This window comes from Bacteroidales bacterium (genome assembly GCA_035299085.1).
Taxonomy (GTDB): domain Bacteria; phylum Bacteroidota; class Bacteroidia; order Bacteroidales; family UBA10428; genus UBA5072.
Genome location: DATGXG010000041.1, coordinates 88,266 through 111,928, shown reverse-complemented (window position 1 = coordinate 111,928; position 23,663 = coordinate 88,266). Strand labels below are relative to the sequence as shown.

Below are 23,663 nucleotides of genomic sequence, written 5' to 3'. Positions count from 1 at the left end.
ATGATATCACAACTCGCACTGCAGCAATACTGGTGGATTATTTTATCACTGCTGGCTGGTATACTTGTTTTTCTCCTGTTTGTACAGGGAGGACAAACACTGATTTACACCCTCGGTAAAACAGAAAAGGAACACACTCTTATCATTAATGCAATCGGCAGAAAGTGGGAATTTACTTTCACTGTGCTTGTCGTATTCGGAGCTGGATTTTTTGCATCATTTCCTCTTTTTTATTCGACCAGTTTCGGAGGGGCCTACTGGGTTTGGATGGCCATTCTGTTATGCTTTGTACTTCAGGCTTTCGCTTATGAAAGCAGGAATAAGGCAGGCAATGTTTACGGGCCGAAAACATTTGAAACTTTTCTCCTTATCAATGGAATCGGGGCAACTGTTTTGCTGGGCACAGCAGTGGCAACGCTTTTTACCGGCGGGAACTTCATCATCCGGTTTGATAATATTGCAGCCGATCAGAATTTTACCATATCCAGGTGGACCAATGCCGCACACGGGCTTGAGGCTGTACTGGATCTGAGGAACGTAGCACTTGGCCTTGCCGTGTTTTTCCTTGCCAGGGTTCTGGGCGTTCTATACATTGCCAATGCCGTTGATAACACTGAGATCAACAGCAGGATTAAGAAAAACCTCCTGGTTAATGCCATTCCTTTTGTTGTCTTCTTTCTGGCCTTCGTGATCAGCATTATGCTTTCACAGGGAACCGCTTATGATCCTCAGACCAAAATGGCCTTTATTGAAAAATTTAAGTATTTCCACAATCTGATCCAGATGCCTCTTGTAGCTGTGCTTTTTGTAGCCGGGGTATTACTGGTGCTTGGCGGAATAGCTGTTACACTGCTGAAAGAAACCGATAAGGGCATATGGTATGCAGGCACCGGGACTATTGTAACTGTTTTTGCTATGTTCCTTCTGCTTGGCTTTAACCATACAGCCATATATCCCTCACTCGCTGATCTGCAAAGCAGCATAACCATCGAAAACGGTTCATCCAGCCATTACACACTTCTTACCATGAGCTATGTAAGTCTGTTTGTGCCGGTTGTCATTGCGTATATCTTTTATACCTGGAGGGCGATTAACAATAATAAGATGGATTCAGTCGAAATTGAATCCGAACATCATGTTTATTAAACAAGCTAAAAATTAAGGAAATGTATATATCACAAATACTATGGTTTCTCAGCTGGCCGGGTATCATTCTCATTTCGTGGTTTGTAATACGGTTTGCATTGAAGAAGTTTAATAAGGTTGACTAGTATCGTCATTGCGAGGAGCTAGAAAATTTTTTATGCTTTTGACAATGTAAATGCGACGAAGCAATCTGTTAGCACAGGCAGAACATTGCCATGAAAGACATTTATTAATTGTCCCTCCTGGCTGAGGTGTTCATGTGCAGGCAGATTGCTTCTGACCGTAGGAACCGGTCATCGCAATGACGTTCAATTTTTGCCCCTGATCTTAAATAACCTGCTCTCATGCGGCCTTAAGATAACCGGTAAAGTGTCCTGATAACCAACTACCGTTGTTCCTTTCCATAAATCAGTTACTTTACATTCTCCCTTTATTCCTAATTGTGACAGGTTGATCCTGATTTCAGCTGCTGTAGCATCGTCATTCAGGTTAAAAACAGCCAGGTATTTTTCACCTGTGTTGGTATTTTCTGATGTGATAGCCACATGGCCGTCTTTTTTGAAGAGTTGCCTTACCCCTGAGCTTTCCCGGTGCATTTTCAATACTTCCTCATTGGTGAGCAATGACAGGGTAAATGCATCGTTACTGGGTAAGTCGCCACCAAAAAATAGCGGCGACTTAAAAATGGTGAACAGGGTCATTAACGAAAACTGTTCATCCCTTGTCAGTCGAGTCATACGGTCATTGCCTCTTTCGCCACGGATGGATATACGACCCAGAGGAATCATATCACAATCGGGCCAGGTTCCCGGGGCTATATAAGGGTACCACTTCTGACATATATCAATCAAATGCACAAAGTGAGGCCACGTATCCCACACATCATCCACCATCCGCCACATATTGGCGTGATTTCTCACATGATCTGCAAATTCGATTGGCGTTTCACCGGGTGAAGTGCTCAGCACAACAGGCCGGCCGCATTGGTCAATGGCATTGCGTATGAGTTCTATTTCACCTTTATGATAAGGTCTTGACAGGTCATCAATCTTAATAAAATCAACACCCCAATCCGCGTACATATCGAAAAGCGAGTTGTAATACTCCTGTGCGCCGGGTTTTGTGGCATCAACTGTTAGATTGTCACTCAGCCAGGGACAAAGCAATTCGGCCGAGCTGATCTGATCAGCTGTAATCCCCTGAGTTCCCTTTACGGGTAATCTTCTTTCAACGGCAACCTTTGGAATGCCCCGCATCAGGTGGATTCCGAATTTCAGTCCTTTTTTGTGCACGTAATCTGCCAGTTCTGTAAATCCTTTTCCGCCTGCAGCCGAAGGAAACCTGTTTACTGCCGGCTGATATCTTCCGAATTCATCCATTGTGTACCTCGGATCGGTTTGGTTATAGCCTCCGGCTTTGTCGTTTTCAACATACCAGCGGATATCAACCACAATGTATTCCCAACCCGATTTCTTCAGATATTCAGCCATATAATCGGCATTGGCTTTTACCTCCTGCTCTTTTACCGTGGGGCCGTAACAATCCCAGCTGTTCCAGCCCATCGGAGGAGTAAGTGCCCATTTTTTAAATTCCCCTTGTTTAAAGTTATCAGCTGACAGTAAGACCAGGCAGCATAAACAAAGCGGAAAGGTAATTTTTTTCATTCGTTGGAGTATTAAAAGTTAAGTGTAAATGTGGTTTTAATGCCGGGCACCGAATGCACTGAAATACTTCCTTTATGCAGGCGCATGATTTTACGGCAAATGCTGAGTCCTATGCCTGAGCCCTCTTCACGGGTGGTATAGAACGGAATAAATATTTTTTCGGTTTCCTCAGGCGGAATGCCCCTGCCATTATCAGATATGGTGAGTTTCAACCGTCCCGAATTATTGCCAGAAATGCCAAGGATGATTTTTTTATGCTGAACATTATCCAGGGCTTCAATGGCATTATTCAGCAGGTTAATCATCACCTGGTTCAGTAGCTTTTCATCGCCGGTTAGTTCTGGTGGTGCGCCTTCATTAATTATTTCAAATAAAACATTCTGAGTGGATAATTTTTCATTCATCAGTAGTTGCAGAGACATAATCCAGGGAAGGATTTGAATGGTCTGGAAGCGGGGTTCCGGAACCCGGGTAAGCTGCCTGTAATCTTCCACAAACCGCATAAGTCCTTTTCCTGTATTCTCAATTACACCTAATCCGTCAATAATATTGTCGACATGCTTTCTTGTCACCTCTTCCGGGGGCAACGGATTGTTGTCACGGATAAAAATCCTTGACAATGTGTTGCTAAGGGATGTGATGGGCGCAACAGAATTCATAATCTCATGAGTCATTACCCTGATCAGTTTCTGCCATGAATCGAGTTCATTTTCCTCAAGTTCGGTTTTAATATCCGAAATCGAATACAGTTTATATTTCTCATCGCCAAAACTGAGCATGGATGTTTTTAATGAAAAGAGCCTCAGTTCATTGTTTTGTAAAACCTTTATGGTTTGGCTCTGACCCGGCTTCAGCATCTCCATGCGGTCATACAAATCCGTGTTCTTTTGCCTGAGAAGATCCATATGGCTTATCTGCTGCAAATTTAAAAATTCAAGCGCCGCATCATTAATATGTTCAATGTATCCTTTTTCATTCACAGCCATAAGTCCTGTTGCCGATGTCCTCAGCAATTCAAGGAAGAACTTTTCATTATGCTCGTTTTTAATCTTGATGCCGGCGATATGATTGTTCAGCCTGTTCAGGCTGTTGTGAAGCGTGTTAAGCGACCGCGGACCCACATTCTCAGGATAATGGAGTGAAGTATCTTCATTGATGACGGAATCAAAAAAGTAGGTAATCTTCCGGTTCGTACTGTTAAGCAAATACAGAAGGTTGAAGAAAAGCACAACTGAAAGCAGGGCAAGCGGTATAAACAGAAGCCAGTGTTGGTTTAAAAATGCAAAGGTCATCCCGGCGCTTGCAGCAAAAAAAAGCAGAAGCTGCACTATTACTTTGCCATTAAAGGATTTATAAACCATACCTTTTAATCTTATTATAAAGAGTCTGCCTCGAAATGCCCAGCTGTTCCGCCACCGAACTATGTTTGCCACCATTCTTTTTGAGTGCTGAAAGGATCATATGCTTTTCCATTTCTTCAAATGTTGAAGCTCCGGCTGAACTCCCGGCAGTGGTTTTAAATACAAAGTCATCCGCATCAAGAACATCCGAATCGCTTAATATCACTGCCTTTTCAATGGTATGTTGTAATTCTCTTACATTGCCAGGCCATTTATATTCCCGAAGTTTCTGGACAGCACCCTGGCTAAGGTGCAACGGAGCTTTCCTGTATTTCTTCTGAAAGCTTTCAAGGAAGAATGCAGAAAGGAGCACAATGTCGTTTCCGCGTTCACGCAAGGGAGGCACTTCAATGCATATTGTATTGATACGGTAAAGCAGATCCTCACGAAATTTCTGCTGGGAAACCAGCTCATCCGGGTTACAGTTGGTTGCACAAATAAGCCGGATATCAACGGGAACAGGACGATTTGAACCAATGGGAATAATGGTACGGCTTTGAAGCGCCGTGAGCAATTTGGACTGCATTTGAAGGGGCAGGTTACCGATTTCATCAAGGAAAAGAGTCCCGCGGTGGGCAACCTGGAATTTTCCCATACGGTCTTCCCGGGCATCTGTAAAAGCGCCTTTTTTATGGCCGAAAAGCTCGCTTTCAAAAAGAGTTTCAGGAATGGCGCCCATATCTACAGTCACCAGCAGTTCATCACACCGGTCAGACCGACGATGGATCTCATGAGCCACAAGTTCTTTGCCGGTTCCGTTTTCGCCGGTTATCAATACATTAGCGTCGGTGCGTGACACCTTTGAAATGGTCTGCAACATGTTCAGCATGGCAGGGGAGGATCCCAGGATTTGTCGCCATTCGTGACTTAACTCTTTTTTGAGTCTGACCTCCCTTGTCTTTAGCTCCTCAACCTGCAAGCCTGAACGACGCAGTTTATAAGCAGATTTAAGGGTGGCCAGCAGTTTTTCATTTTCCCATGGTTTCAGAACAAAATCAGCAGCCCCGTTCTTCAGTGCTTTTACAGCCAGTTCCACATCTCCATAGGCTGTGATCATAACCACCTCAATGGATGAATTTAATTTTTTGATTTCATTCAGCCAGAACAAACCTTCATTGCCTGTATTCACACCGGCTGAAAAATTCATGTCGAGTAGTACAATGTCGAAATCCGTTTTTTCAAGATAAGATCGGATCAGGTTAGGATTTGAAATGGTTTCAACCGTTTCAAATTCTATCTGAAGCAACATTTTCAATGCACTCAGTGCATTTTTATTATCGTCAGCAACAAGGATTTTGCCGGGGGTCATGAAATTAGGCTGTTAAGTTATTGGGTTATTAGGGTCTTCATTCAGGGACCTTAGGGACGATAGGGACCTTAGAGACGGAAGGCATCCAGTATCCAGTATCCAGTATCCGGTATCCAGTATCCAGTATCAAATTTACAAACTTCACCCAAACCGGCTTAAAACTGTCCAATAATTTTACAAAATAAGCTAATTTTTTTACAAAATAAGGCATCAATGTTTTTTAATATGCAGTGAATCAATAATATAAATGAGTGGCATTTTGTTTGAATTTCCTGTCATATAAATTTTATACCAATGATTTCAACAGTGAATTTAAACAGAATATTCAAAACCGATGAAGTAGAAACCACTGCGCTGAATAACATAAATTTTGATGTTAAGACCGGAGAATTTGTTGCAGTCATGGGCCCTTCAGGATGCGGTAAATCCACTCTTTTAAACATTCTCGGTTTAATTGACAAACCTACATCAGGCAAGTATGTTTTTAACGGGCGGGATGTTTCGGACCTGCGCGAATCTATAGCTACCGAAACACGAAGAGGAAATATCGGGTTCGTATTTCAGAGTTTTAACCTGATTGATGAGCTTACCGTAGGTGAAAATGTAGAACTTCCATTGGTTTACATGCATATTTCATCTTCCAGGCGAAGAACCATGGTTGACACACTTCTTGAACGAATGAAAATCGGACACCGCAAAAATCATTTTCCCCAGCAGCTTTCAGGTGGCCAGCAGCAGCGTGCTGCTATTGCCAGGGCTATTATAGCGGGCCCCAAACTGGTATTAGCGGATGAGCCTACCGGTAACCTTGATTCAAAAAATGGTCTTGAGGTTATGAAGATATTGTCTGATCTTAACAAGGAAGGGACAACAATCGTTATGGTGACTCACTCTGAGCGTGATTCAGGTTTTGCTCACCGGATTGTCAATTTATTAGACGGGAAAATAGTGATCGGATAAATCATAACTTTAATTCAACTACCATGTTTCGCTTTTTTACAGGCATTGCTTTCCGCTATTTATGGCAGAATAAAACTTACAGCATACTGAATTATGTTTGCCTTGCATTCGGATTTACATGTGCCATTGTCTCGGTTCTTTATGTCAGGAATGCTTTAAGCTATAATAAATTCAATGAAAACTATGAGCGGCTCTATTCGGTTGAAGCCATGGTTACTTTTTTTAACGGTGACCGGTTCCCTAAACAATACCTCACTGCATCACTTCCTGATATGCTCAGAAAAAACGCCCCTGAAATCGAAGATATTTCGCGTGTGTCAGAACATTCAGGTTCTTTTATAAACGGTGATAAGAATTTCACACTTTCCGGAATTTATGCGGATGAAAATTTTTTCAGGCTTTTTACATTTCCATTTATAAGAGGTGAATTTGCTTCCGAGGGCCATCGGGCAGATATTAATTCAATTTCAATATCTGAAAAAATGGCTGTGTTGTTCTTCGGAACTAACGAATGTGTAGGGAAGACCTTAACTCTGAAAGAAAACGGCACGGAACAGCTCTTTAAAATCAATGGTGTATTTTCTAATGTCCCTTCCCAGTCAAGTATTCGGTTTGATTTTGTTATTCCCTTCACCCGGTATCTTGCTGATAATCCGCAGGCCCTTGAAACCGGTGCAACATCTAATGAAACCTGGATACTGCTGAATGGTACCACAAATAAAATGCAGGTTCAGGAAAAAATCAAAAATCTTATTACCAATCTTGAGACCAGCATGAACCAGGAATTGTTCCTGTTTCCGCTGAAGGATAAAAATCTTTACCGGTATACAGGCCATGGCCGGGTTTGGGGTGATATGCAATGGGTGGTGATTGTAGCGGCAGTTGGATTTGTTATCCTGTTAATTGCCTGTTTCAATTTTATTAATATGGCGGTTGCCCTTAACATTAAAAGATACCGTGAAACCGGAATTAAAAAGGTAATCGGTTCAAAGAAGAAAACGATAATCGGCCAGTTTATGGGTGAAACATTTATCATTGCCTTTGCCGCCCTGTTAACAGCCGTTTTCCTGGTTTACCTGGTACTTCCGGTTATCAATAGTATCCTGGGTTATGGCATTCATTTCAGGGTTCTGTCTTTTGAAATGACGGGAATATTACTTGCCATTGTACTTTTCACATGCCTGGTGGCCGGATTGTTCCCTGCACTCTACCTGGCTTCTTCAAGTCCTCTCACTGTGCTGAAAGGCGGTAAGATATCCGGCAGGAGCTACAGCTTCCTTCGTCAGGCCATGATCATTTTTCAGTTCACCATTCCGGTTGCACTCATTGTTTGTGTGATGATCATCAAGGTCCAGGATAGTTTCATGAGGAATTATGATATAGGTGTCGATAAAAACAGGCTGATTGTCCTGAATAACTCAGAGGCACTGCAGAAACATTCCCAGAGCTTTAAAAACGATCTGCTAAAGCTACCGGGTATAGTGGCAGTAAGTTTTAGCAACTGCCTACCTGCAAGGGGTACTCGCATCAGTAATGAAGTAAGCTGGGAAGGTAAGAAGGATACGGAAAAGCTTCATTTCTGGTGTGTCAGTACTGATTACGACTATAACAAAGCGGTGACTGTTCATTTGACCGAAGGCCGGTTCTTTGATGCAACCTATCCTTCCGATTCAACCTGTTATGTAATTAACGACATTGCCGTTGATGTAATGAAAATGAAAAACCCTGCAGGATCAACGATTACGCTCGACGGAAGGAGAGGAACAGTGATCGGGGTTTTCGATAAATTTCATGCAGTGGACCTGGCAGGCCCTTATGCCCCTGTGATTATCAGAATTGACAGGGAAAGCAAACCGTTTATTCTCATCCGGTATTCTTCAGGTAATTATGCGGATATGAGCGGGAAGGTAAAGAAAGTGTTCAGCACCTATTGTCCCGACCAGCCTTTTGAAGCCACTCTTTACAGAAATCTTCCTTCATACAGTAACCTGGCCTTACCTGCTAATTTAACAACTGCTGCTTTCATTATTGCCTTGCTGCTGGCGTGCATGGGTTTATACGGACTGGCATCGTTTACATCGGAGAGCAGGACCAAGGAAATAGGCATCCGTAAAACAAATGGGGCAACAACGATTTCTGTAATGAGGATGCTCCTTTCGAATTACATGAAATGGCTTGTGATATCCTTTGTTATTGCAGCACCAATCGCATACTTCCTTGGCAGCTTTTTCCTGGGGCGGTTTCATTTCCGCACGCCATTTCCATTCTGGGTATTCATAGCGGGACCTGCCGTTGCCTTTACAGTGGCCATTTTTACAGTGAGTACATTAACATGGCGTGTTGCCAACCGCAACCCGGTTGAAGCGCTGAGGTATGAATAGCGGTTTAGAAGATCAGAGGTGGTTAAGCGTAGTCCGGAGACTACGCCTAGCTGCCTGAACTTTTAGCCTTAACAGCTTAAAAGCTTAATTACTTTCATTACACCATCCCATCCAGGTTTTCCAGAGCTGCGGTGAAGCCTTCCCTGAATCCCATTTCAATGTACTTATCAAGATCTGCTGTTTCGTTAAATGAAATCTGAACATTCACAAGTGTTGTAGTATTCCTTTGTGTGAATGTAACGTCCCAATGGGCAACCGGGAATGAATTATCGATATTTCCGTTTTCATCACAAAAATAATCAGTGACTGCAAACCGCTTCAAAGGCTCCACTTCTTTAAAATCAGCTTTGCACCAGCTCGAAGTTCCATCAGGTCCCACCATGGCATAGAGCCAGTGTCCTCCCCTGGCAAAATTCATGCGTTTTGTCTGCGCTTTCCAGGGCTTCGGAGCCCACCACTGATCGAGCAATTTGCTGTCAGTCCATGCATTCCATACTTTTAATACAGGGGCATCAAATTCCCTTTCCACCTTTATTCTTTTGTTTTCCCTTTCTACCGAGAAATTCATGATCATAGTGCTTGTTTTCATTTTGGTTTGCATTTAAGTTAGTTAATACTATATCAAGCTGACTGAATCGTTGTTCCCACTTCACTTTAAGCTGATCAAGCCAAACATTCACCTCTGTCATTTTATCCGGATTAAGATGATAAAGGATTTCCCGACCTATCTTTTCCTGTTTCAGTAAATTACTCTTTAACAGGATCTTAATATGTTTTGAAACGGCCTGCCGGCTGGCATCGAAATTTCCGGCTATTGAACCGGGAGTCATTGCCTGTTCTGCAATCAGAACAAGGATTGACCTTCGGGTCGGGTCAGCTATGGCATGAAAAACATCAGTGCTCATGGTTGTTTATGCAACTATTTGGTTGCAAATTTAGTGACGACCTGGCTAAATACTTTGTTAGATTGAATAAAATAAGTTCTAAATAAGACCGTCACCTAATCTCACTTTCACACTACCTTTGCAGTATGTCATATCTGGCAAAAACACTTATAATTTTGGGAATCTTCCTGGTTGCGGCCGGGTTAATCCTGTTACTGGGCGGTAACCGGCTCAACTGGGTTGGTCGTCTTCCTGGTGATATCCGCATCGAAAGAGATCATTTCAGGTTATACTTCCCGATTACAACAATGATCTTATTCAGTATCTTGGTATCACTGGTAATTTGGATTATCAGGAAGCTATTTTGATAGTCATAGCCTTCTTTTGGGCGATCAGGAAATTTTAACACTCTGTAATTAGGACTCAATCAGGGTATTAAATATTTTTTACCCTTGACTTTACTGGTCTTTCCAACTTAATTTTTCACGCATTGTTACTGAATCGTAGGTTAGCTAATCCTCCCAATCAAAAAAATTCATTCTATTGTTTAATCTTAAAAGGTCAACACACGTATGACTGTTTATGAAATTGAACGCTTAAAATTCAGGAGGCAGTATGTACTGACCTCATTTTCTGTTGACTGCCCTTTTTTGTATAATGAATATGCTGTTAATGAAAAATTGCATTTGTACACTCATATAGACCTTGTAGTTACGGTGAAGGAGGAAGATACAAGAAAACTGATTTTATTGGGTGATATATTTGATTATGATAACAGTGGCTTTGGCAACCAGGAAATACTGAACGATTTAATAAAATGGGATTTCAAGAATCTTCTTACCATAATTGCGAGATATTGCGGTCGGTTTGTGCTGATATGCTGCTATAATGGAAAGATCACTGTGGTTCACGATGCGGCTGCTTCACGAAAAGTTTATTATTATATCCATAACGGCGAAGTATGCCTTGCTTCGCAATCTCACCTTGTGGCAAAAATTTTAGATCTTCCGAGAACACAAAACAAGGAAAGATTAAAGTATTATGAATCTCCAGATTTCTTAAGGCTGACCGGATCCGATATCTGTAATTATACGATGTATGACAATTTATACCAACTTTTACCCAATCATTATCTGGATCTGAGTGATAGTAATGCAATCCGTTATTGGCCTGACCAGGTTATCGAGCCCAGGCCTTATGATGAAGTGGCTGCACAATGCGCCGTTATGATCAGGGGTTACATGGACAGCATCAGCCGCAGGTATCCTGTCATGCTACCTGTTACGGCAGGCAAAGATTCACGTATTCTTTTATGTTCTACAAAACCCTTCACAAGCCGTATTTATTATTATCTGAATTTCGAAAAGAAGCTGAACCGGGGTAGCCAGGATGTATCAATTCCTCAGAAACTTTTTCCTTCACTGAATCTCACCCATCACCTTGTTAATCCCTATTGTGATATTGACCCCGATTTCAAAAAGATTTATTTCGAAAATGACCCGTATGCTTCTGCAGAATACCTGCCCATAATCTATAATTATTACCTGAACTTCAGCAACAAAGTGAACCTGCCTGGCATTTTCATTAATATTATAGAGGATGTTTTCGGGTCATCGAACAGCTTAACCGGTGAGAAACTTGCATCCATACTTCATCTTGATTCATATGAATATGCTGTGAATTATTATAGCAAATGGCTTAACGAATGCAGTGATGCCTGTAAAAAAAGTAATCTGAATATACTGAACCTGTATTATTGGGAAGAGAGGAATGCAAACTGGGCAACTCACCTGCAGATAGATAAAGATATTGCACAGGAGGACATTATCCCATACAACTCAAGGTTGCTTATTCAGACTATGCTTCGGGCCGATGTGACAACCCGTCAGAAACCTTATTTCCTTTTCCACCGTGAAATAATCCGAAATTTATGGCCGGAGGCTTTGCAGCAACCTTTCAGCATGCCGGTTTCACGTAAAATGTTGCGGTTTACCCAGACTCTGGGCTTGATGAAGCCAGCCAAAGCACTCTATTATTCATTTCTTTTTCAACCGCTGAGAACAATAAACTACTACCGCCGCCACAGAACTTCGTCTGCCGAAACGTCTTAATACCACCTTAAAGGGTGAGGGTACCCTTCAAGGGTAACAAAAGAAGGATGGGGTTCATGTGATTGGGTTTTGAGGGTTATTACATTTACCAGATTCCAGATTGTTTTCCGGTTAAGGATTGAATTTCAAGCTTAATAATGATCATTCTTGAAAATACATTTTCATCGTAATTTAATTCCATTTCAGCGCCATACTTCCGCATGATAAGGTCCAATCCCTGTTTCTTCAGTACAGGATCAGTTTCAATACTGATAATTCCCCTCCCCATAACTGATCTGTACCGGGCTGTCCATGAACAGGGCAATTCGCCGGTAATGATCTCTGCCGTGTGTTCAATTTCGAAACTTATCCGGTTATTTTTCTTCATCAGTTCGATTTTACGGCCTGCCGGTGCTGAATGAAAATAAATCGTCATACCTTCGCACGCATAGTTTACAGGAACTATATAGGCTTCTCCGTTATCTACGAAGCCCAGCCGGCATAAACCCGACTCTTCAAGAATTTTTCTTATAACAGCTTCGTCTTTTATTTCTTTGTCGTGTCTTCGCATGGGTGTAAAACTTCTTAAATCTTAAATCGGTGTTCTTTGTTCGATGTTTATTTATGGGACCTATACGACATACAGGACTCATGAGATCATATTGTTTGTCTTTGCATCGTGTTGCCTGTGCCGGCAGATTGCTTCTGACCGTAGAAATCGGTCATCGCAATGACGGAACGATTAAATCACGCTTGCCACCCAGGCAATGATCTTTGATGAAGGGATGAAAATGAACTGGGCGATCAGGGTTCCGAGCACACGGGCAATTACCATGTAAACTATATATCTTCTGAAAACACTTTCACGGGTTTTGCCCAGCACCACGTCATCAGTCATTATCGACAGGAAAGGATCAATAAACACAAACATCAGAATCGTTGAAATGCCGTTGATGACTGCTGACAGGCTGCTTGCCGTTGTACGGAAATCAGGATTTATATATCCTGCATATAAAGAAGAAAGCACTCCCACAGTGATAATGGCAACTGCAGCCACATTCATTATGAAAACCTTCCAGGGAAAATCATATTTAATTGTGATCTGGGAAAGATTAGTTGTTCTTGGCATGGCAATATTATCTTTCAACTGGGCGATTCCGCTTTTTGAAAAACTGTGCATCAGCAGACTCGGAATTGATTTATAGATGCTGAACTTTTCAACTGCCACTGATAAAACCCGCTGAAATGTGGGTATCATAAAACCGCCCAGCACACTGGCGACTGTACACGAAAGAATGATGAGCCTGAACTCTGTTAGGTTTTCTCCTGCCCCCATATTAATATTCGTCTCAATGGATTTTGCAAGCAAGGGTGCCTGGAATCCGTTTGCGGTCCTTGAAATTAAAACAAGTATGTTAAAAAGCGAAAAGGATACCGCAATCCTTCCTGTCCTGATTCCTACCATTCTGACTGCATACGAAAGAGTGGTGATGAGATTGATCAGAAAGGTCAGGGCTAGTACGGCAATAATCTGGCTGCTCATAATACTGATTCAATTTTGTCCAATGTTAATTGATATTTTTGAATTGTCAATATTTTCTGATTTTATTGACAGGTTAGAATGAGATATGGTTAAACAGGCAATTTACCCGGTTTGTTACAAACTGGAACAATATTGCCTTTTAAACGTTATAGTCTCAGAACAGTAATTATCAATTTTTTCAATGGTATTCCATAAGAAAGAGTTACTCCGCTTCAGAAGACAATACCTGTTTTTGCCATTTGAAACGGATTGTCCTTTTCAGCATAAAAGATTTCGGGTATACAACTATTTTCTTTACACACATATTGATTTAAAAGTAACTGTAAAGGAGTCCAACGATTACATCCTGGTTTTATTGGGTGACCTGTTCGATTACGTAAATACTGCATATAACAACGAACAGATTCTCAATGAGCTCATTCACCATTCCCCGGATGCATTGCCTGAAAAATTATCCCGTTATTGTGGCCGGTTTGTTCTGATTTCTTCAAACCACGGTCAGATAAGAATGATAAATGATGCGGCCACTTCGAGGAAAGTTTTTTACTATCAGAATGAGGCAGGCCTTTGTTGTGCTTCACAACCACACCTTCTTGCAAGGGTTCTCAACCTTTGCTTTACTTCAGATACTGAAAAAATCGCTTTTTACCGTTCTTCCGAATTTAAAAGACTGAATAACGCAAATATTGGAAATACCACATGCTATGATGGCATGTACCAACTCAGAGCCAATCATTACCTGGATGTGAACAGGATAAGCCAGGTCAGGTACTGGCCCAATAAGAAAATCGTCATTCGCCCTCTCAGTGAAATTGCATCAGAATCGGTTGAAATGCTCCAGGGTTATATGAATGCGATTTCAAACCGGTACCAAATGATGCTGCCTGTTACCGCCGGCAAGGACTCGCGATTATTACTGGCCACAACTAAGAATATGCAGAATCGCGTGTTTTATTATATTAACAGACGTTCGGGATTAAATAAAAAAAGCTATGACATTGCAATTCCGTCAAAATTACTGCCCAGTTTGGGACTGGAATATCATGTGCTTGAAGCAAAAGGTGAAGTAGACAAAGACTTTCTGCAGATCTATTATGAAAATAATCCGTACGCTACTGATATATTCTTACCGTTTATATATAACTACTATCTTCATTTCTCCGAAAAGGTAAATCTGCCCGGTATTTTTGTTAATGCCGCGGAAGAAATCTGGGAAACAAGCGGAAAACAAATAACTCCGGAATACCTTGCAGAACTCATCCATATTGAAAAATACAAGTATGCAGTAGATTATTTTAAAGGGTGGTTTGATTCATGTCGCGAACTGTGTGAGTCCTATTCCATTGACCCGCTATATTTGCTTTATTGGGAAGAGCGCATTGGAAACTGGGGAACACAGGTGCAGCTTGATAAAGATATTGCACAGGAGGATATTATTCCCTTCAATTCACGAATTCTCATCGAGACAATGATGTCAGTGCAGGTTTCTGAAAGGGAAAAGCCCGATTTTCTGCTTAACCTGGAAATGATCCGGAGAATATGGCCTGAAACACTTCAGGAACCAATTAATCCGAATCTTAAACAAAATTTTCTTATTGTCAGTAAAAACCTGGGAATAATGAAAATCACAAAGGCCATTTATTACAGCACTTTATATTATCTGCTTGAGAAATTAAAGCTTCTTCGGAATAATAAAATTCTTTAGGTGGTAACGCGCCCTGTAAAATAAATCAAGAAACAAAGGAGCCGGGTCGCGAATATCGTAATAGAATTCGGAATTCCTTAGTGGTATTTTTTTCCACAATAAGCGCAATATATTCAAATCCATATAATAATTTATGGAATTGTACTCTGACCGGCTTATCATTTCATCGCCGCAAACAGCCATATAAGGGAAATTAATGCCTGCCGACAAGGATCCAAGCAGACTGCTCCAGTATCGTGCATTGAAATCAACCAGTTTATAATTTTTTTCGACGGTGTCATAACGGAAATCAAGGTGAGCAATACCAGAATAGTTTAGTTTTTTTACTATATCAACGGTTATGCCCAGCAAATCTTCATTACGTGTAAACTTCAATGACCGGGCATAGGCGTACCTGTTTTTCTTTTCAATGCTCTGCTGAATTGTATAAGCCATAATCCTGCCATCTTTTGCCAGGAAACTGATATCAATGTCAAAGCCGGGAATTACTCTCTGAATAACATATTCGTATGGATCAGGATAACTGTTTAACACCGATTCAAAATCATGAAGGTTCTCTATATATCTGATACCATGTCCGCCTGAACCCCAATTGGGCTTTATTAATAGCGGGAAGCAAAGATTTTTTCTAATCGATTCTTCTTTTATGGCCTCACTCAATAATACCGGCTTATCTGCAGGAAATTTGTTGTTAAAAAGCCAGTTATATAATTCCCATTTATGCCTTACAATGTTCAGTGTGTTTATTTCAGGCATCGGTGGAAGCCGGCATAAGTCATGGCAATCATCCATATGCATTGAAAGGATTTTTACAATTCTTTCATTTACCGGAACGATTATATGGGCTTTTATTTTCTCAGCCCTCTTTTTAATAAAATCAAATGTTTTTTCTTCATCAATGAAATCGGTTCGTTCGAAAGTGTCAGCATACTTTGAATATCGAAATTGAGGATTACGGGTTTTGCTGAATGAAAGCACATGAAGCTTGTATTCTTTAAATTTTCCAAGGCATCTGAGAACTGCAAGGGTCAATGGGGCTACATGTTCATCCACTATTAGGATGTTCCTGGTTTCTGAAAGTACTGAATTCATCGGTTGAAAAACAAATGAGATGACCTAGCTTTTACGAATTATTTTTTATTTGGTTGGTACTTTGACATATAATAAGGGATCATGCTAAACAAATTCTGACAACCATTTGTTGAATGAGTACTCCTGCCAATTTCTTAATTTTCAAAATTATGAAAAGGAGTAAATATGAGAATACTGTTAGGCGTAATGGTGATGATGATCTCTTCATGTAACATGTACATGAATGTTACAAAAAGAGAAGACTTTAAAAAATATGAAGACCGAAGGTACGCCCGTGTGATCTTACTGGAGACTCTGAAATCTGACACGGTTTATTTCAGTGAACAGTTTCCGGGAATAATGGCAAACGAAAAGGTCACCGGAATCAGGCAAAGTCTGCTGCAGAATTTTAATCCGGATTCAATTATTTTTTTGAAACATGAAAGCCGTCCTGTGATTGACTATATAATGAAAGACGGAATAAAATATGCGGCTATTGTTGAAAATAACCGCACATTGGTTTTCAATCCCACAGAAATGACAGAGGTGCCATTTACGGATATCAATATGATGTACATAAGAAATTCAAAACCTTATCTGAGCAACATCATCCTGGTTACAACTGCAGGTGCCACCCTGGGATTAGCACTTTGGGTGATCAACGGAATGAACGATGCATTGAATATGAAACCATAAATTATTCGGCGGGCTGAACCTGCTCAGTCTGGTGGCTTTTCTTATGCGGTGCATGTGGGTGCCATCCCATGATCCCAATTAATACAAAAAAGCCAATAATGTAGGCCAGTGTTACATGCCAGCCTTTTTTTACATAGTTCACCGTGTTTTTAGCTTCGGGATACAAATTGGACAGGGCCACCCCGGCGGAAGAACCGAACCAGATCATGGATCCTCCGAAACCAACTGTATAGGCAAGTACGCCCCAGTCATACCCTCCCTGTTCGAGGCAAAGCTTAGTGAGGGGTATATTATCAAAAACAGCTGAAACAAAGCCTAAAACAAAAGCTGTCCATGCGGAAGCAGGCGGCAGATCCTCTACAGGCATCAGTGAAGCACAGGTAACCAGTGCCATAAGGAAAACAGTACCCATCCAGGCATTCTTAAGTTCAAACCAGGGAATTTTCCGGAATGTACTTCCTATAAGAATTCCTATCCATACTCCAAGTGCCGGAAAATCAAGGGTCCAGTTGGTGATAATGGCACACACCAGGATCAGGAATACTATAAAAATCCGGCCCCAGTCCACTTTTATATTGCTACTTGCGCTTTTTATGATGGGTTGATAACGATCTTGTTGTATGGCTCCAACGGTTCCGAATATAAAAAGCGCAACGAACGATGCAACAAAAGCGTGTACTACGTCAAGCGGATTCACTCCGTCAATCCACATCAGGGTAGTGGTGGTATCTCCCACAACACTACCTGCTCCGCCTGCATTGCTTGCAGCCACAATGGCGGCAAGGAAACCTATATGTACCTTACCTTTGAAAACCACCATGGCAATTGTCCCACCGATCATTGCAGCAGCAATGTTATCGAGGAATGAGGAAAGTACAAGTATGAAGAAAAGAAGGACAAATCCGCCTTTCCAGTCGTCCGGAAGATAATTGGGCAGGATATCCGGAAGCCTTGATTCCTTGAAAATTTCAGCAAGAATCGCAAAGCCAAAGAGGAGTCCCAGTAAATTGAGAAGAATTCTCCATTCTCCTTCAGGACGTACAGCATTGCCCAGAATATGACCTGCAAGCGAAAAGTCGGTAAATGCGTATTTTGCAATAAGTATGGCTGCAAGCCCGATCAGGGCTACATACATTGTTTTGTGATGGAAAACGGCCACTCCGATAAGTGTAAGAGCAAACAGAATAAATTCAAGACGGATGCCCATAATAGCCGGCATGGTGTTAACCGCAGCAATGGCTGAGATAAAATTCATATTGGATCTGTGTTTAGTGTTAGGTTAAAAGCATTGAAAAGAAATGAATGCAATTATTTATAATGTTAAGAATTTGAAGTTAATAATTTCGTAACAATTGTCACTATTTATGGGTTGTTAGTTAGACAGGAATACAGGGTTCGTCGGTTTATTGTAAAAATTTATACCTTCACGGAGTTGTTTCTTAATAATCCTGAGGTATGAAAACAAAACACCTGTTCGTTACATTTTGTTTAATTCTTGCTGTAACAATCCTGTTACCCGGATGCGGCAGCCGTGATAAAACCCTGGGTGTCGGCATTTACCCCGGCAATCCCCATGAAAATTTTGCCCCGGTTCTTAAACCTGATAATCACAACTACCGGAATATTGCCAAAAACCGTCCGGCCTGGCATTCATCAGCGTATGATTATAACCTTACGGCCCAATTAATTACCGATGGAATTATTACAGAAGATCAGCCTGCCAGTATTTCAATGACAACCAATGAAGGTGAAATTCCGCGGAATGAAAGGGAATTTGTACTGGATCATGTTACCGGTTCAACCAATGAAATTCATGGAAATGCTATATGGTTCATGATGAATTTTCAGGGTTATTCACCCGATTCAATAAACCGAATTGTTGTAAACGGCGATTTGATTTATGATGAAAAGAAAGCCGGTCCATGGAACCTGAAGATTTCCGGGTCTAATGACGCGACCAAATGGGAAGTTCTTGGTGAATTAAAGGGAAACGGTTTCCCGGGCACTGCTGTACCGAATCCGTATGCAGAATATTTGAAAAATCCACCCAAAGATTCGACCGGAAAACCCATTGACCCCTTTGAAGATTTTTTCGGGCCGAAAAATCCCAATGAACCCAAACCTTCCTTTCATTTCGATTTCGGAGTTCCTGAGCCATCCAGAAATCTTAATTTAACTTTCAATTTTATCAAACCTGTTGCTTATAAAGCCTACCGTGCTGATTTTTCCACCACATCCGGCAAAACGTGGCATATTGGCGATGTTGATTTTTACAACAATAATAGTCCTGTTGAAATGACCTCTTCTCGCCGCTTTAAAAGCGCATGGATGAGCGCAGGCTCAAAGTCAGAATGGATATATGTGGATCTTGGTTCTTACTCAGAATTCGATACGATCAGGCTTCACTGGGTTAACAAGGCTATTTCCGGATCAGTGCAGGTTTCTCCGGATGCCCGAAGCTGGAAAAATATTGCTGAATTACCCGGGGGAACCAATAAAACTGATGAAATACCATTTGATCATAAAACAAAAGGACGCTATTTAAGGCTATTGATGCAAAAATCAGCTGATGGCGGTCCTTATATTCTGAGTGAAATGGAAGTGATGGGTAAAGGCGGTCTTGTGCCTGAACCACAAAAGCAACCGCCGGTTTCAAATGGCCGACTAGACCTGGCTGGTGGAAACTGGAAAGTTCAGCGTTCTTCACTTGTTCCTGATAATGGTGAAGCTATTTCAAATACCGGTTATGCATGCCCCGATTGGCTTGTTGCCACTGTTCCGGGAACCATACTTGTAAGTTACCTCAATGCAGGTGCTATTCCGGATCCTGATTACGGCGATAACCAACTTCAGATTTCAGAGTCTTTCTTCTATGATGATTTCTGGTACCGAAATGAATTCGATGTGCCTAACAGCTTAAAAGGACAGCATACCTGGTTAAATTTCGACGGGATCAACTGGAAGGCTGATGTTTATGTTAACGGCCAAAATACTGGCAAAATCGAAGGTGCTTTTATCCACGGACGATTTGATATTACCAACCTGCTGAAACCTGGAGTAAAGAATTCAATAGCTGTTCTGATACACAAAAACGACAACCCCGGGGCAGTTACCGAGCAAACCAGTGTTACACCCGGCCGTAACGGTGGTGTACTAGGTGCTGACAACCCTACTTATCACGCCTCAATCGGGTGGGACTGGATTCCAACAATCAGGGGAAGAAATACAGGGATATGGAATGATGTGTTCATTAATTCAACGGGAGCGGTTACCCTGCAGGATCCCTTTGTGTATTCCGATCTGAATCTGCCTGATACAACAAGTGCCGATATACATCTCGAAGTCACTCTTAAAAACAATAATGCTGAACCTGTTTCCGGCACACTGGATGGCCGCTACGGTGATATTCAATTCACAGAAAAGGTTACGCTCGGCGCTTCAGCATCTAAAACTCTAAAGCTGGATCCTGCCAACCATCCTGAACTGAGAATTAAGAACCCTGCATTATGGTGGCCTAAAGGATACGGTCCGCAGAATCTCTATGAGGTACAACTGTCCTTTAAAACAGAAGATAAAGTATCGGATGAGACACATTTTATGTCAGGTATTCGTGAAATGAGTTATACCGAGGATAACCAGGCTCTCAAAATTTACATCAACGGACGCCGGTTTATTGCAAGGGGAGGTAACTGGGGATTTCCCGAATCAAACCTTCGCTATCGTTCACGTGAATATGATATCGCAGTGGCCTATCATGCCGATATGAATTTTACCATGATCCGCAACTGGGTTGCACAAACAGCCGATGATGAGTTTTTCAGGGCATGCGACAAGTATGGTATCATGGTATGGCAGGATTTCTGCCTTGCCAATCCTGCAGACGGTCCCGATCCGAATGATCCGGATCTGTTCAATAAAAATTCTGAGGACGTGATCCTTAAGATAAGAAATCATCCATCGATAGCTTTATATGTGGGAAGAAACGAAGGAAATCCTCCTCCGGCCATTGACACGGTTTTAAGTAAACTGATTGCGGGTCTTCATCCCGGTATTCATTACATTCCTAACTCTGCTTCAGGTGCTGTCAGCGGTGGCGGACCATACCGTGCTTTACCGGTAAAGGATTACTATCTTTTGTATGGCCGTAATAAACTGCACAGTGAGCGCGGAATGCCGAATGTGATGAACTTCGAAAGCCTGCGGCAGATGCTGCCTGATTCGGCTTTATGGCCGCAAAACAGCATGTGGGGATTACATGATTACACACTTGAAGGAGCTCAATCCGCAGGGTCGTTCAATGAATTGCTTGAAAAAGGGTTCGGCAAACCTGAAAATGCCGAGCAGTTCTGTGAAATTGCCCAATGGATAAATTATGACGGTTATCGCGCTATGTTCGAAGGCAGAAGCCAGTACCGGATGGGCTTGCTTTTGTGGATGAGCCATTCGGCATGGCCTTCAATGGTATGGCAGACCTATGATTATTATTTTGATCCTACCGCTGCCTATTTCGGATGCAAAAAAGCATCGGAACCTCTTCACATACAATGGAACCGGGTTTACGACGAAGTTGAAGTGGTTAACCTCAATGCAAAAGATCAGGAAGGACTTACTGCCAGGGCCCAGGTGTTTAATATGGACGGTAAGGTTCAGTGGGAAAAAGAGGCTACTGTAAATAGCAAAGAAGACGCAACAGATAAGGTATTTAAGCTTGAATTCCCGTCAACTTTGTCGCCTGTACATTTTATAAGGCTTACCCTGAAGCAGGGTGACAGGATGATTTCTGAAAACTTTTATTGGCGGGGGATTGAAGACGGAGTTTACAAGGCACTGAGCCAGCTTCAGCAGGTTAATGTTAAAAGCAGTACTACTGTTAAAAAATCAGAAGATTCTTATATTCTGTCAACAACGATTGAAAACACTGCAGATATTCCGGCTCTCATGATTCGCCTTAAAGTAATCGGCAAGAGCAGGGGAGAGAGAATTCTTCCTGTATTCTTCAGTGATAATTATATATCTCTTATGCCCGGTGAGAAAAAGATCATAACCATGAGAATGAAAACGTCGGATGCCCGTGGTGACAAGCCTGTTGTTGTTCTGAGTGGGTTTAATTTGAGTAATTAGTTCGATGTTGTTTCATGTTGTTTCAAAGTTGTTTCACATAGTTAAATTGACAAATATGATAAGGTTTGGATTGTTTCTATTACTGGTTATTCCATTCTCTGTTTCGGGACAGAAGTTTGAACCATGCAATCCGGATGCTACACCGGAAGCAAAGGCATTGATACATTTATACTACCAGATTTCAGGAAAGTACACACTGACAGGTCAGCATAATTACCCCAACACAAAGGATCAGAACACGCGTTTTGCGGCTAAATATGAAGGACAAACACCGGTGATCTGGAGCTCGGACATGGGATTTGCGAAGGACGGAGATTATGATTCGTACCTGGCACGGCCTGATATTGTAAGGGAAGCCATCCGTCAGCACAAAAAAGGTTCGATAATCACGTTGTGCTGGCATGCTGTGCCTCCTACAGCCAATGAACCGGTAACATTCCAGCCACGAAGAAAAGTTTCTGCCGATTCTCTTGAAAGCGTCCAGGGCAGGCTTCCCGACTACCAGTTCAGGGACCTTCTGACTCCCGGAACAGCTATTTATAACCATTGGGCTTCACAGGTTGATACAATTGCCCATTACCTGAGAATGCTTCAGGATGCACATGTACCTGTCCTCTGGAGACCGTATCATGAAATGAACGGCGACTGGTTCTGGTGGGGCGGAAGAGTGGGAGAGTACAGCACTTCCGATTTATATCGCCAGTTGTATGACCGGCTTGTGAACTATCATAAGCTTAATAATCTTGTATGGGTATGGAATGTGGACAGACCCACCACACCCATCCGTAAGTTTTCCAATTTCTATCCGGGTGATAAATTTCTGGATATTCTTTCACTGGATGTCTATGGCTCTGATTTTAACAAGGCTTATTACGACAGCCTCATGGCTCTGTCACACGGGAAGCCGATATTATTCGGAGAAGTAGGAAATCCTCCATCTCTTGAGATTTTAAAAGCACAGCCCAACTGGGCCTCCTGGGTGATATGGGCAGGATTTGTAAGAAGTACATCCCGACAACAATTTAAGGAATTTGTTCAGAGCAATACCATGGTATACTACGAAGATCCTTCATATGCCAAGGCAACTGCAGAATACAGGAAAACCTGCGGACTGCCTTCATTGCCTTTACAGGATCTCTTTAACGTGAATTATGCCGGTGAATGGATTCTTGACGAAAATAAGAGTATGTCGCAAAATGGAGGAATAGCCGATCTCCCTTATAAGATGATTATTGCAAAGGATGCCGGGCAACTTATGGTGAAGAAATTCTTTGCTGTTGAATGGGCCGATGACCGGATATCAAATGAGGAGATTATGCTTGACGGTACCCCTGTGAGCACAAAAACAGGTGATTTAACACGCACATCCATTGCCACTTTCAATTCAGACAATAAATCACTATCGGTAAATGCCCTGGCAAAAGTGCACCGTACCGGACAGGTTGTTGAATTTAAAAGTACTGAAGTTTGGAATGTATCGCCTGATGGAAAATCACTTACAATTGAACAGACGTCTGCCGGCAACAGGGGAGAAACCCTGAAAACGACGCTTGTATTTTCGAAGAAATATTTGGAATAAGCTATTCATTCTGTTATAAATTTGCTTAATTACGTCAAATACGTAAGAGGATTTCGTATTTTCAGGATTTTCACATCAGTTGGTTCAAAAACCATTATTTTCGTCTCAAATATC

18 protein-coding genes are annotated in these 23,663 nt (G+C 41.8%); 9 read left to right on the top strand and 9 right to left on the bottom strand.

What is annotated here, in order from left to right; all coding sequences use genetic code 11:
* The gene (locus VK179_13595) at nt 1–1,146 is read left to right on the top strand and encodes a cytochrome d ubiquinol oxidase subunit II (protein HLO59776.1); all 1,146 of its coding nucleotides are present in this window, start codon (nt 1–3) and stop codon (nt 1,144–1,146) included.
* Between the two features lie 308 nt (nt 1,147–1,454).
* Here VK179_13595 and VK179_13590 read toward each other — a convergent pair whose 3' ends face one another.
* Genes VK179_13590 through VK179_13580 form a run of 3 tightly spaced genes read right to left on the bottom strand, consistent with a single transcriptional unit; the run spans nt 1,455 to nt 5,519 of the window.
* Entirely contained in the window at nt 1,455–2,810 is a 1,356-nt protein-coding gene (locus VK179_13590) for a glycoside hydrolase family 27 protein (protein ID HLO59775.1), read from the bottom strand.
* 11 nt (nt 2,811–2,821) lie between these two features.
* Nucleotides 2,822–4,171 carry an ATP-binding protein gene (locus VK179_13585; protein ID HLO59774.1) on the bottom strand — a complete coding sequence of 450 codons (1,350 nt, stop codon included), beginning with the start codon at nt 4,169–4,171 and terminating at the stop codon, nt 2,822–2,824.
* Nucleotides 4,161–5,519 (bottom strand): sigma-54 dependent transcriptional regulator, encoded by a 1,359-nt coding sequence (locus VK179_13580; protein HLO59773.1) that lies wholly within the window; start codon nt 5,517–5,519, stop codon nt 4,161–4,163. The genes VK179_13585 and VK179_13580 overlap by 11 nt, the downstream gene beginning before the upstream one ends.
* Nucleotides 5,520–5,813: 294 nt before the next feature.
* Here VK179_13580 and VK179_13575 point away from each other — a divergent pair, with 294 nt between their 5' ends.
* Together VK179_13575 and VK179_13570 are read left to right on the top strand one after the other, a co-directional pair.
* The gene (locus VK179_13575; protein HLO59772.1) at nt 5,814–6,479 is read left to right on the top strand and encodes an ABC transporter ATP-binding protein; all 666 of its coding nucleotides are present in this window, start codon (nt 5,814–5,816) and stop codon (nt 6,477–6,479) included.
* Nucleotides 6,480–6,502: 23 nt separating this feature from the next.
* Nucleotides 6,503–8,860, top strand: a complete 2,358-nt coding sequence (locus tag VK179_13570; protein HLO59771.1) for an ABC transporter permease — start codon at nt 6,503–6,505, stop codon at nt 8,858–8,860.
* Between the two features lie 97 nt (nt 8,861–8,957).
* Here VK179_13570 and VK179_13565 read toward each other — a convergent pair whose 3' ends face one another.
* A complete protein-coding gene (locus VK179_13565) occupies nt 8,958–9,449 on the bottom strand; it encodes an SRPBCC domain-containing protein (GenBank protein HLO59770.1) in 492 nt (163 codons plus the stop codon).
* On the bottom strand, nt 9,373–9,765 hold the full coding sequence (locus tag VK179_13560) for a metalloregulator ArsR/SmtB family transcription factor (GenBank protein HLO59769.1): 393 nt from the start codon (nt 9,763–9,765) through the stop codon (nt 9,373–9,375). The genes VK179_13565 and VK179_13560 overlap by 77 nt, the downstream gene beginning before the upstream one ends.
* 125 nt (nt 9,766–9,890) lie before the next feature.
* Here VK179_13560 and VK179_13555 point away from each other — a divergent pair, with 125 nt between their 5' ends.
* Both VK179_13555 and VK179_13550 read left to right on the top strand, forming a co-directional pair.
* Complete coding sequence (locus VK179_13555; protein HLO59768.1) at nt 9,891–10,112, top strand: DUF2905 domain-containing protein; 222 nt, start codon at nt 9,891–9,893, stop codon at nt 10,110–10,112.
* Nucleotides 10,113–10,316: 204 nt separating this feature from the next.
* On the top strand, nt 10,317–11,855 hold the full coding sequence (locus VK179_13550) for a hypothetical protein (protein HLO59767.1): 1,539 nt from the start codon (nt 10,317–10,319) through the stop codon (nt 11,853–11,855).
* An 85-nt stretch (nt 11,856–11,940) separates the two neighbouring features.
* Here the strand turns inward: VK179_13550 and VK179_13545 are convergent, their stop codons facing one another.
* Both VK179_13545 and VK179_13540 read right to left on the bottom strand, forming a co-directional pair.
* Nucleotides 11,941–12,405 (bottom strand): pyridoxamine 5'-phosphate oxidase family protein, encoded by a 465-nt coding sequence (locus tag VK179_13545; GenBank protein HLO59766.1) that lies wholly within the window; start codon nt 12,403–12,405, stop codon nt 11,941–11,943.
* A gap of 171 nt (nt 12,406–12,576) precedes the next feature.
* The gene (locus VK179_13540; GenBank protein ID HLO59765.1) at nt 12,577–13,377 is read right to left on the bottom strand and encodes a lipid II flippase Amj family protein; all 801 of its coding nucleotides are present in this window, start codon (nt 13,375–13,377) and stop codon (nt 12,577–12,579) included.
* A gap of 181 nt (nt 13,378–13,558) precedes the next feature.
* Here VK179_13540 and VK179_13535 point away from each other — a divergent pair, with 181 nt between their 5' ends.
* Nucleotides 13,559–15,082 (top strand): hypothetical protein, encoded by a 1,524-nt coding sequence (locus VK179_13535; protein HLO59764.1) that lies wholly within the window; start codon nt 13,559–13,561, stop codon nt 15,080–15,082.
* Here VK179_13535 and VK179_13530 read toward each other — a convergent pair.
* Nucleotides 15,050–16,174: an ATP-grasp domain-containing protein gene (locus VK179_13530; GenBank protein HLO59763.1), complete on the bottom strand. Its 1,125-nt coding sequence runs from the start codon at nt 16,172–16,174 to the stop codon at nt 15,050–15,052. The two genes, VK179_13535 and VK179_13530, sit on opposite strands and share 33 nt — an antisense overlap.
* Nucleotides 16,175–16,339: 165 nt before the next feature.
* Here VK179_13530 and VK179_13525 point away from each other — a divergent pair, with 165 nt between their 5' ends.
* The gene (locus tag VK179_13525) at nt 16,340–16,849 is read left to right on the top strand and encodes a hypothetical protein (protein ID HLO59762.1); all 510 of its coding nucleotides are present in this window, start codon (nt 16,340–16,342) and stop codon (nt 16,847–16,849) included.
* A 1-nt stretch (nt 16,850) separates the two neighbouring features.
* Here VK179_13525 and VK179_13520 read toward each other — a convergent pair whose 3' ends face one another.
* Entirely contained in the window at nt 16,851–18,104 is a 1,254-nt protein-coding gene (locus VK179_13520) for a hypothetical protein (GenBank protein ID HLO59761.1), read from the bottom strand.
* A 200-nt stretch (nt 18,105–18,304) separates the two neighbouring features.
* On the opposite strand from VK179_13520, the gene VK179_13515 reads away from it, so the two are divergent.
* Nucleotides 18,305–21,970 (top strand): discoidin domain-containing protein, encoded by a 3,666-nt coding sequence (locus tag VK179_13515; protein ID HLO59760.1) that lies wholly within the window; start codon nt 18,305–18,307, stop codon nt 21,968–21,970.
* A 55-nt stretch (nt 21,971–22,025) separates the two neighbouring features.
* Nucleotides 22,026–23,549, top strand: coding sequence for a glycosyl hydrolase (locus VK179_13510; protein ID HLO59759.1), 1,524 nt, complete (start codon nt 22,026–22,028; stop codon nt 23,547–23,549).
* Nucleotides 23,550–23,663: the final 114 nt, after the last annotated feature.